This window comes from Streptomyces niphimycinicus (genome assembly GCF_018883605.1).
Taxonomy (GTDB): domain Bacteria; phylum Actinomycetota; class Actinomycetes; order Streptomycetales; family Streptomycetaceae; genus Streptomyces; species Streptomyces niphimycinicus.
This window is the reverse complement of sequence record NZ_JAHLEM010000648.1, coordinates 1-10,963: the sequence shown is the minus strand read 5'-3', so window position 1 is coordinate 10,963 and position 10,963 is coordinate 1. Positions and strand designations below refer to the sequence as shown.

General features: G+C 71.3%; 8 protein-coding genes. 6 read left to right on the top strand and 2 right to left on the bottom strand.

The window, feature by feature from the left end; translation table 11 throughout:
• Window positions 1-83 precede the first annotated feature (83 nt).
• Window positions 84-1,031, bottom strand: coding sequence for a D-2-hydroxyacid dehydrogenase (locus tag KN815_RS39010; RefSeq protein ID WP_216346541.1), 948 nt, complete (start codon window positions 1,029-1,031; stop codon window positions 84-86).
• A gap of 208 nt (window positions 1,032-1,239) precedes the next feature.
• On the opposite strand from KN815_RS39010, the gene KN815_RS39005 reads away from it, so the two are divergent.
• From KN815_RS39005 to KN815_RS38980, 6 genes are all read left to right on the top strand, one after another.
• The gene (locus KN815_RS39005; RefSeq protein ID WP_216346543.1) at window positions 1,240-2,226 is read left to right on the top strand and encodes a maleate cis-trans isomerase family protein; all 987 of its coding nucleotides are present in this window, start codon (window positions 1,240-1,242) and stop codon (window positions 2,224-2,226) included.
• 230 nt (window positions 2,227-2,456) lie between these two features.
• The gene (locus KN815_RS39000; protein ID WP_216346540.1) at window positions 2,457-3,212 is read left to right on the top strand and encodes a maleate cis-trans isomerase family protein; all 756 of its coding nucleotides are present in this window, start codon (window positions 2,457-2,459) and stop codon (window positions 3,210-3,212) included.
• A gap of 138 nt (window positions 3,213-3,350) precedes the next feature.
• Window positions 3,351-4,598, top strand: coding sequence for an EfeM/EfeO family lipoprotein (locus KN815_RS38995; protein WP_216346539.1), 1,248 nt, complete (start codon window positions 3,351-3,353; stop codon window positions 4,596-4,598).
• Window positions 4,595-5,815: an iron uptake transporter deferrochelatase/peroxidase subunit gene (gene efeB / locus KN815_RS38990; protein ID WP_216346538.1), complete on the top strand. Its 1,221-nt coding sequence runs from the start codon at window positions 4,595-4,597 to the stop codon at window positions 5,813-5,815. The genes KN815_RS38995 and efeB overlap by 4 nt, the downstream gene beginning before the upstream one ends.
• A 156-nt stretch (window positions 5,816-5,971) precedes the next feature.
• A complete protein-coding gene (locus KN815_RS38985; RefSeq protein WP_216346537.1) occupies window positions 5,972-7,846 on the top strand; it encodes a phospholipase C in 1,875 nt (624 codons plus the stop codon).
• 249 nt (window positions 7,847-8,095) lie between these two features.
• Entirely contained in the window at window positions 8,096-9,223 is a 1,128-nt protein-coding gene (locus KN815_RS38980) for an LLM class flavin-dependent oxidoreductase (protein WP_216346536.1), read from the top strand.
• A gap of 6 nt (window positions 9,224-9,229) precedes the next feature.
• Here the strand turns inward: KN815_RS38980 and KN815_RS38975 are convergent.
• The coding region (locus KN815_RS38975; RefSeq protein ID WP_301184691.1) for a putative bifunctional diguanylate cyclase/phosphodiesterase at window positions 9,230-10,963 on the bottom strand (1,734 nt) is incomplete at its 5' end.

Below are 10,963 nucleotides of genomic sequence, written 5' to 3'. Positions count from 1 at the left end.
CGCCGGAGGCATAGCGCTCGATGAGTTGAACGGCTGTCAGGTTGTGAATGTCCGTCATCCGGCTCTCCGTTCAGGTCGTGCGATCAGTCCACCGGTACGTACCCGAGGCGTTTGTCGACGATGTTGAGCAGTGGCTCGCCCGCGCACCAGCGCTCGTAGTTGTCCTGGAACTGCTCGGCCAGATGGTCGCGCCAGCCGACCGTGTCGCCGCTCATATGGGGCGAGATGAACAGCCCCGGCACGTCCCACAGGGGATCGTCCGAGGCCAGCGGCTCGTGTTCGAAGACATCCAGGGCCGCGCCGCCGATCCGCCGGGCGACCAGGGCCGCCGTAAGGTCCTTCTCGACGACCAGGGGGCCGCGGCCGACGTTGATGAACCGGGCGGTGGACTTCATCCGGTCGAAGATGTTCCGGTCGAACATGCCGCGGTTGGCGTCGGTGAGCGGTGCCGCGCACACCACCCAGTCGGCCGAGGGAAGCAGCTCGGGCAGCTCGTCGCCGCCGCGCACGCCCGGCCGCGCGGTGCGGCCGACCAGGTCGACCACCACGCCGAGCGAGGCCAGGGTGGAGTCGATCGCCCGGCCGATGGGGCCAGCGCCCACGACCACGGCGCGGGTACCGGCCAGCCGCATCGTCTCCCGGTGCTGCCAGCGGCGCTGCCGCTGTAGCTCCCAGGTTCCATGGAAGTCCTTGGCCATGGAGATCACCAGGCCGGCCACATACTCGGCGATCGGCTGCTCGAAGACCCCTCGGGCATTGGTCAACACGGTGTCGGAGGTGACGAGTTCGGGGCAGAGCAGCCGGTCGACCCCCGCGCTCGCGGTATGGACCCAGGCCGGCCGGGGGCCCTCGCCCGGCCAGGCGTCGCGGACCGCGTCGGAGGTGAAATCCCAGACCAGGAGCACATCCGCGGCAGGGAGCGCCTGGGGGAGCGAATGCTCGTCGCAGACGAGCACCTTCGCCCGGTCGGCCACCCGGTCCAGGTGGACCGGCGGCTGGTCGCCGAAGACGACAACTGTGCTTTCGGACATAGGCGGGAAACCGTTTCGAAACGTGGATGGGTTTGCCTGAAGAAGGAGGGGGCAGGCGCCTCAGTTTGAGGATTGACCACGCTAGGCAGCGGAAACTACCGTCGTCAACAACGGCATCTGTCCCGGCGTCCCCGGCAGTAGGCCGGTCTCTCTCCATCGCAACCTCTGGCCAATGGTCCAGTCCCTCCGTTCCGTATTGGGGCTCGCTTTGGACGTCTCTTTTCTGGGTGGCCCACAGCCGCAGCGCGGTGTGGGTGTGGTGGCACCGTTCGACTTCGCACTCGACCGTGAACTATGGCGCTGGGTACCCGATGAGGTCTCCCTGCACCTCACCCGTACCCCGTTCGTACCCGTCGAGGTCAGCCTCGACCTGGCCCGGCTCGTGAGCGAACACGAGACCTTGCACGACGCGGTGCAGGCACTGGCGGCCGTCGCGCCGGAAGTGGTGGCGTACGCCTGCACCTCGGGCAGTTTCGTCGGCGGCGTGGCCGGTGAGCGCGCGATGTGCGCGGCCATGTCCCAGGCGGGTGAGATCCCGTCGCTGACCACCTCGGGCGCGCTGCTGGAGGCGCTGCGGGAGATCGGCGCCCGGCGGATCGCGGTGGTGACGCCGTACACCCGCTCGGTCACCGACTCGCTCGAGGAGTATCTCGCCGAGGGCGGGATGACCGTCACCGGACGCGCGTATCTCGGCCTGACCCGGCACATCTGGAAGGTGCCGTACCGCGACGTGGTCGACATGGCCCGGCAGGCGGTGGTCGGGGCGACCGACGCGCTCTTCATCAGTTGCACCAATCTGCCGACCTACGACGTGATTCCCCAGCTCGAGGCGGAGCTGCGGATGCCCGTGCTGTCCGCGAACCAGGTCACCATGTGGGCAGCGCTGCGGGCGATCGGCGCCGAGGCGGTCGGGCCGTACCAGGCGCTGATGGACCCGGTCGCCCGGTCCGGTCCGGCGGGGATGTCGGCGTCGCCGATGAGCCGCCCGCTCCCGGTGACGGACCCCGTCGTCGAATCGGTCATCGAGGCCGTGGAGTCGGTCGAGGCCGTGGTGGACGAGCCGGAGGCGGCGCTGGCCGGGGCGGCGTCGCCCGGGCTGGACGGCGATCCGGCCGACGGGCTCGACCCGGGCTTTGGCACCGGCCTCGGCGAGGGCCCCTACCTCGACGATTCGGGCGGCCCGTCGGCGGTGTGACGGGCGGGCCCGCCCGCCGGTGTGAGGGGCGGGCTCGCCGCCGGTGTGACAGGCAGGTTCTGTCGCCGGTGTGAGGGGCGGGCCGTCACCTGCGCGAGGGGCGGGCCCGTCACCTGCGCGAGGGGAGTTGTCCGGCGGGTGGGAACCCGCCGGGCCTCCGCGGTGTATGAGAAGTGACAGCAGTGCAGCAGGGGGCGGCGCTCACGGGGGCCGCCAGTAAGGAGGCAGTCATGGTGGACTCGACGCGCCCGGCCCCGGACACGGTCGGCTTTCTCTACCCCGGATACTCCGCCGAGGACGAATACCCCCGCCTGGAAGGCATGCTCGGCGGCGACAGCGGCGATATCCGGCTTCCCCTGGTCCATACCGACATCGGTGAGGACGCCCATCGGGTCGACGCCCTGCTGGAGATGGGTTCGGCGGCCCGTCTCGCGGCCGGGGTCGCCGAGCTCGCCGAGCGCGGGGCCCGGGCCGTGGTCTGGGCCTGCACCAGCGCCAGCTTCGTCTTCGGCTGGGAGGGCGCCCATGAGCAGGTGCGCGAGCTGGGCGAGACGGCCGGATTGCCCGCCTCCAGCACCTCCTTCGCCTTCGCCCACGCGGTGCAGGCGCTCGGCGCCGAGCGGGTGGCCATCGCCGCCACCTATCCGGAGGATGTCGCCGACTACTTCAGGGCATTTTTGAAGGCCGCGGGCGCCGAGGTGGTCTCGATGCGCGGCAGCGGGATCATCACGGCCGCGGAGGTCGGCACCTGGGGCCGGGACGAGGTGCTGGAGCTGGCCCGCGCCGGGGATCACCCCGAGGCCCAGGCGGTGCTCCTTCCCGACACCGCCCTGCACACCGCCGCCTGGATTCCGGATCTGGAGGCGGAGCTGGGCAAGCCGGTGCTCACGGCCAACCAGGTCACCGTCTGGGAGGGGCTGCGGCTGCTGGGCCGCGATCCGGTCCATGACCGGCTGGGCACGCTCTTCGCCCGGAGCGGCGGATAGCGGCGGGTGGTCCGGCCGCCGAGGGGCGCGACACGGTGGCCGAGGGCCGGTGACGGGGAGCTGAATCCCGGCGGAATTCCATGTCGCTCTTTCGCCATCACGGCATTCCGCTTATCGGACTGCGCCTAGCATGCAGCCGTGCGTCGCCAACATCTCTCCCCGGTCCCGCCGGCACGTTATCTGCTGGTCGCCGGCGCGGTGACGGTGGCCGCGGCCGTCGGAATCGGCGTGCTGGCGGTCGGCGGAGACTCCTCGGACGACCCTCGTGCGAACCCCTCCGCGACCGCGAGCGCGCCCGCGAAGGCATCGGACGGGCTTCGGCACACCTCCGTCGAGGTGTCCGAGGGCGGCTGCGGCCGCGGCTGGACCGATGCCACCCGTGGCAAGCAGGTCTTCGATCTGCGGAACACCTCCAGCAGACCGGCCGAGGTCTATCTCACCGATCCGGCGAACGGCGCCGTCTACGGAGAGGTGGAGGGCCTGGGCCCCGGCACCAGCAGACCGCTGAGCGTCACGCTCGGCGGGGGCTCCTATGCCTTCGTCTGCCTGCCCGAGGAGGTGGACGCGGTCACCGGGCCCACCGTCACCGTCCCCGGACCGGCGCGGGGCGGTGGTCCGGCCGCGGTTCCGGTCAACCAGCAGGATCTGATCCCGCCCACCATCGCCTACCAGAAGTGGGTCACGGGCCGGATGGACGAGCTGGTGCGGCGCACGGACGCGCTGCGCTCGGCCATCCGCTGCGGTGACCTGGCCACGGCCCGTGCGGCCTGGCTGTCCGCCCATCTGGTGTACGAGCGGATGGGCGCCGCCTATGGTGCCTTCGGCGACGCCGACGGGGCCATCAACGGCACCACGGCGGGGCTGTCCGGCGGGGTCCATGACCCGGACTTCACCGGATTCCACCGCCTCGAGTACGGCCTGTGGCACGGCCAGTCCGCGAGCTCCCTGCGCCCGGTCGCCGACCGGCTCGTCGAGGACGTCCGAGGGCTGCGGGACGACTGGCCGCAGGAGCGGATGGACCCGGCCGACCTGGGCCTGCGGGCGCACGAAATCATGGAGAACACCGTGCAGTTCGAGTTGACCGGCCGCACCGACTACGGCAGCGGCACCAATGTGGCCACCGCGCGGGCCAACCTTGACGGCACCCGGGCCGTGCTGACCCGGCTGGAGCCGCTGCTGAAGCCCCGTGCCCCGTGGCTGCCCGAGCTGAAGAGCGACCTGGACCGCACCGAGCGGACCCTGGAGCGTTCGCACCACGGGGACCGCTGGACCCCGCTGGACCGGCTGAGCCGCACCGACCGCCAGCGGCTCAACGCGGACGCGGGCGCGCTGGTGGAGCGGCTGGCGCAGGTGGCGGCGCTGATGGATGTGCGGAGGACCCGGTGAGCGAGGTGCTGCGCAGGGGCTTTCTGCTGGGCGCGGCCGCGGGCACGGTCGGCGCGGTGGCGGCCGCGGCCGGGGGCACGGCGGCCGCGAAGGAGGAGGGGCGGGAGCAGAAGCCCGCTCGCGTCCCCTTCCACGGCGTCCATCAGGCCGGCATCCTCACCCCGCCCCAGCGGGCCACCGCGCTCATCGCCTTCGACGCCATGGCCGAGGGCCGCGAGGAGCTGACCGACGCCTTCCGTACGCTCACCGAGCGGTGCCGTTTCCTCACCACCGGAGGCACCCCCGACCCGGTCGGGATCACCGCGCCGCCCGCCGACTCCGGCACCCTGGGCTCCCAGGTGGCCGCCGACCGGCTGACCGCGACGGTCGGCGTGGGCGCCTCGCTCTTCGACGAGCGGTACGGACTGCGCGACCGCAGGCCCCGGCGGCTGACCGCGATGCGGTCCTTCCCCGACGACGATCTCGACCCCGACTGGTGCCATGGCGATCTGAGCCTTCAGCTCTGCGCCGACAGCACGGACACGGTGCTGCACGCGCTGCGCGACATCGCCCGGCACACCCGGGGCGCGTTGCAGATCCGCTGGCGCGTCGACGGCTTCGTCAGCCCGCCGCGCCCGTCCGGCACCCCGCGCAACCACCTGGGGTTCAAGGACGGCACCGCCAACCCGGACACCGATGACGCCCGTGCGATGGACCGTCTGGTGTGGGTGGGCGCCCACTCCGGGGAGCCGGCCTGGACGACCGGCGGCAGCTATCAGGTGATCCGGCTGATCCGGATGCTGGTGGAGTTCTGGGACCGGGTCTCGATCAGCGAGCAGGAGCGCATGTTCGGCCGCAACCGGGACTCGGGCGCCCCGCTGGATGGTCAGCACGAGTTCGACACCCCGCGCTACGCACAGGACCCCAAGGGCGACATCATTCCGCTGGACAGCCATATACGGATGGCCAATCCGCGCACCGCCCGGACCGAGGACCAGCGCATCCTCCGCCGTGCCTACAACTACGACCGGGGCATGGACGCCAACGGCAACTTGGACATGGGGCTGCTGTTCTGCTGCTACCAGCAGGATCTCGCGCGTCAGTTCGAAACCGTGCAGAAGCGTCTGGCGGGGGAGCCGCTGGTGGACTACATCACCCCCTTCGGCGGCGGCTATTTCTTCGCGCTTCCCGGGGCGCGGGACCGCTCCGACTGGCTGGGACGGACCCTTCTGTCCTGACCCCGCCCCACCTTCCGGTCAAGAACGCCTCAAGAGTTCCTTGGATTCTTCTGACCCTCTATTCACTCGGCCGCCTCCATGGATTCCATCGGAGAGTCCTGCCCGCGGCACAGGATCAGGCGCAGGCGTGAATCGCGAATCATGTGGAGGCATGGGATGGGCGGCACGGCAGGATCCGAAGGCGGCCGACGGCGCGGCCGGGCAGCGCGTTGGGGTGCCCTGGCCGGCGCCGCGGCCCTGGCGACCGTGGGCGGGGTGGCCCCCGCATGGGCCGCGCCCGCCAAGGGCGGCGACACCGCGACCCCGGTGAAGCATGTGGTGGTGATCTTCGACGAGAACATCTCGTTCGACCACTACTTCGGCACGTACCCGAAGGCGGCGAACACGGACGGCACGAAGTTCACGCCGTCCGAGCACACACCCAAGAACATCGACACCCTGGCGCACGCCGGGCTGCTGGAGAAGAACCCCAATCTCTACAAGCCCAAGCGGCTGGCCAGTGACCAGGCCATGACCTGCGACCAGAACCACTCCTACGGACCCGAGCAGTACGCGGCCAATGGCGGCAAGGCCGATAAGTTCGTGGAGAACACCGAGGTCAGCAAGTGCACCGGGCTCTTCGGCGAGCCCGGTCTGGTGATGGACTACTACGACGGCAACACCGTCACCGGCCTGTGGAACTACGCCCAGCACTATGCGATGAGCGACCGTTCCTTCAGCTCGGCCTACGGCCCCTCCACCCCCGGAGCGCTGGAGCTGGTCTCGGGCCAGACCCACGGCGTGATCTCCACCGACCCCAAGTCCTCCACCGAGAACCCCCGGCAGACCGACAAGCCGGACGCGTACACGGTGGCCTCGCCGGATGCCAAGGGCGTCGGCACGGTGATCAACGACCCGGATCCGGCCTTCGACGACTGCTCCAACAAGGACCACACCAGCGCGAACGCCCTGGCCCGCATGCAGGGCAGGAACCTCGGCGATCTGCTCAACGCCAAGGGCGTGACCTGGGGCTGGTTCCAGGGCGGCTTCCGGCCCAGCACCGCCTGGGACGGCCAGCAGGACCACTACGCCAAGTGCTCCGGCACCACCCATAAGAACGTCGGCGGCGCCTCGTCGGTGGACTACAGCCCGCACCACGCCCCGTTCCAGTACTACAAGTCCACGGCCAATCCGCATCACCTTCCGCCGAAGAATGTGGGGGAGATCGGCCGGAGCGGTCAGGCCAACCACAACTACGACCTCACCGACTTCGACGCGGCGCTCAAGACGGGCCATCTGCCGGCCGTCAGCTTCCTGAAGGCCGCCGAGTACCAGGACGGCCACGCCGCCTACTCCGACCCGATCGACGAGCAGCACTTCCTGGTCAAGCAGATCAACGCGATCCAGAAGTCGCCGCAGTGGAAGGACACCGCGGTCGTCGTGGCGTACGACGACAGCGACGGCTGGTACGACCACGCCTACGCCAAGCCGCTCAACGGGTCGAAGGACCAGACCGCCGGCTCCAACGGCAAGGCCACCGACAGCCCCGCCTGCCAGTCCGGCCCCGAGCCCGCGGCCGGCTACCAGGACCGCTGCGGCCCCGGCCCCCGGCAGCCGCTGCTGGTGATCTCCCCCTTCAGCAAGGCCAACAAGGTCGACCACACTCAGACCGAGCAGACCTCGATCACCCGCTTCATCGAGGACAACTGGCACACCGGCCGGATCGGTGACGCCTCCTTCGACGGCCGGGCGAACTCGCTCTCCGGGCTGTTCGACTTCCGCCACCCCAACAACACCCAGGTGCTGCTGAAGTCCGACGGCTCGGTCGCGTCGGTGCAGAAGGCCGGTCACTACACGACCTCCGCGCTGGCCGCCCACGCCCCGATCGTGAACGCGGCCGCCGCCAACGCCCTCACCACCCGGCGTCTGGCCGACGACCGGGGCACCTCCGTCGCCCTGCCCATCGGCCTCACGGCGGGTGTGCTGGTGCTCGGCGGCGCCGGTACGGCGCTGGCCATCCACCGTCGCCGCACCGTGCGGACCGCGGGCTAGGCCCGTCCGCGCGAGCACGGCACACCGCCGTCGGGTCCGCCGCCACACCTCCTCCCCAGGTGGCGGCGGACCCGGCCGTATGCCGGGGCGGGGATGTCGTGGGCCACACAGCGGCGGGGCAGCAGCGGCTGGGAATAAAGCGGAGCCTTTCTCCGGTTGAATGCGGGCGGTAGACGTAGAGGCGTACCTGGACGGAGAAGTCCGGACAGACGTACGCGCACCGCAGTGCGACCAGGGAGGCGGGCCACCGTGGCCGATGAGCAGGACCGGCGAGACGACCAGCACGACACCATCCGGGCCCGGCCGCTCGGCAGCGCACCGGTGCCCCTGTCGGTGCTGGACCTCGCGACCGTCGGCAGCGGGGCGACGGCCGCCGAGGCGCTGCGGACCACCACCGAGCTCGCCCGGCTGACCGAGCGCCGGGGCTTCCACCGCTTCTGGGTGGCCGAGCACCACTCCATGCCCGGGGTCGCCAGCACCTCCCCGGCGGTGATCCTCGCCCATCTCGCCGCGCACACCGAGCGGATCCGGCTGGGCTCCGGCGGGGTGATGCTCCCCAACCACGCCCCGCTGGTCATCGCCGAGCAGTTCGGCACCCTGGAGGCGCTCGCCCCCGGCCGGGTGGACCTCGGCCTCGGCCGCGCGCCCGGCACCGACGGGGCCACGGCCGCCGCCCTGCGCCGTACCGACCGGCTGCGCGAAGGCGCCGACGACTTCCCCCAGCAGCTCGCCGAGCTGACCCGCTTCCTTGACGACGACTTCCCCGACGGCCACCGCTACGCCCGTATCCACGCGGTGCCGGGGCCGGTGCAGGGCACCGTGCCCGGCGGGGTCCAGTCCGCCGACCGGCCCTCGATCTGGCTGCTGGGCTCCAGCGGATTCAGTGCCCGGCTCGCCGGGATGCTCGGTCTGCCGTTCTCCTTCGCCCACCACTTCTCCGCGGCCAACACCGTGCCCGCGCTGGACCTCTACCGCGAGACCTTCCGGCCGTCCGCCGCGCTGGACCGGCCGTACGCCTCGATCGGCGTCTCGGCCTTCGCCGCCGAGGACGAGAAGGAGGCCCACCGGCAGGTGCTCACCGGCGCCCTGGCCATGGTCCGGCTGCGCACCGGCCGCCCCGGTCTGGTGCCGACGCCCGAGGAGGCCGAGGCGTACGAGTTCAACGAGATCGAGCGCGACTTCATCAACAGTTGGCTCGCCAACGTCGAGTACGGCACCCCGGACCAGGTCCGCGAGGGGCTCGACGGGCTGATCAAGCGCACCGGAGTGGACGAAATCAAGATCACGGCCAATGCGCACGGCCGTGACGCCCGTCTGCGCTCGTACGAGCTGATCGCGGATGCCTACGATCTCCCGACGGCGCAGACGGAGGCGTAGCCCCAGCTAGCCGGAGGCCGGGCAGGTGATCATCGTCTGTATGCGGTCCGGCGGCACCGGACGGGAGTAGAACCACCCCTGTCCGGTGTCGCAGCCGATCCGCCTCAGCCGCTCCGCCTGCTCGGCGCTCTCCACGCATTCGGCCGTCACCGTGAGGCCCAGCCGGTGCGCGAGCTGCACCAGCGCCTCGACGATGGTCTCGTCGGCCGGATTCGGATGCTCCTCCGCCCGGAATCCCTGGACGAACGAGCCGTCCAGCTTGAGCGTGGAGACCGGCAGCCGGCTGAGATAGGCGAGGTTGGAGTAGCCCGTCCCGAAGTCGTCGATCGCGATGGGCACGCCCATGTCGCTGAGCCGCTGAAGCGCCTGAAGCGGACGCCCGGTCGACCCCATCACCGCCGACTCGGTCAGCTCGAGCTGGAGCAGATGCGGCGGCAGCCCGGTCTCCGCCAGGATCGTGCCGACATCGGCGACCAGGTCGGAGTCCCACACCTGGCGGACCGCCACATTGACGCTGACCACCAGCGGATGGGTCGGATTGGCCAACTGCCAGGCGCGGGCCTGGCGGCAGGCGGTGCGCAGCACCCACCGCCCCAGCGGCACGATCGCGCCGTTCTCCTCGGCCAGCGGGATGAACCGGTTCGGCGACAGCCGCCCGAACTGCGGATGGTCCCAGCGCACCAGCGCCTCCACCCCCCGGACGACCCCGTCGCCCAGCCCCACCAGCGGCTGGTAGTCGAGCACGAACTCCTCGCGCTCGACCGCCGGGCGCAGGGTGCTGGACAGCGCCTGCCGGGTCATCCGATGGGCGTTGCGCTCCGGGTCGAAGAGGGTCCAGCGCGCCTTGCCGTCCTCCTTGGCCCAGTACAGCGTGGTGTCCGCGGCCTGCATCAGCCAGGTGGTGTGGGTGCCGGCCGCGGGCCGCTCCACCACGCCGATGCTCGCCGACACCGAAAGCCGCTGCCCGCCCACGTCGAACGGCTCCTGTAGGGCGGCCAGCAGCGACCGGGCGAGGTCGCAGAGCTGCTCGGTGCCGGTGGAGTTGCGGACCAGCAGGGCGAACTCGTCCCCGCCGAGCCGCGCCACCAGATGGCCGCCGGGCGCGGCGCATTCGGTGAGCCGCTGGGCGACCGCGCCGAGCAGCCGGTCGCCGACCCGGTGGCCGAGGGTGTCGTTGACCGCCTTGAAACCGTCCAGGTCGAGATAGCAGAGCCCGATCCGGCCGGTGCCCCCGTGGTCGTAGGTGGCCGCCTCCAGCGCCGAGGTCATCCGCTCGAAGAACAGGCTGCGGTTGGGCAGCCGGGTCACCGGATCGTGCATCTGTAGATGGCGCAGCCGCCCCTGGAGATCCCGCTGATCGCTGATGTCGGCCATCGACAGCAGCAGAGTGTGGCTGTCCGGGGCGGGCTCGATGGTGATCTCGGCCCACAGGGCATGGCCGTCGGGGCGCAGCAGGCGCCGGGTGCGGCGCAGCCGCGCGAGACGGCCGCCCAGGACGTCCCGGTACTCCTTCCAGGTGCGCGGATCCTCGCGCAGATTGGCCAGATCCGCCGCGCTGCGGGTGGTCAGCATGGCCGGATCGGTGCCGAGCAGGGCGCCGAGCGCGGGGTTGGCGTCGCGCACCCTGCCCTCGCGGTCGACGACGGCCATGGCGAGGCGCGCCACATTGAAGGCGGCGCGGTAGTCGGCGGGCGCGGGGCCCGGGGTTGGGCCGGGGCCCGGGGGCGCGCCCGACGCCGA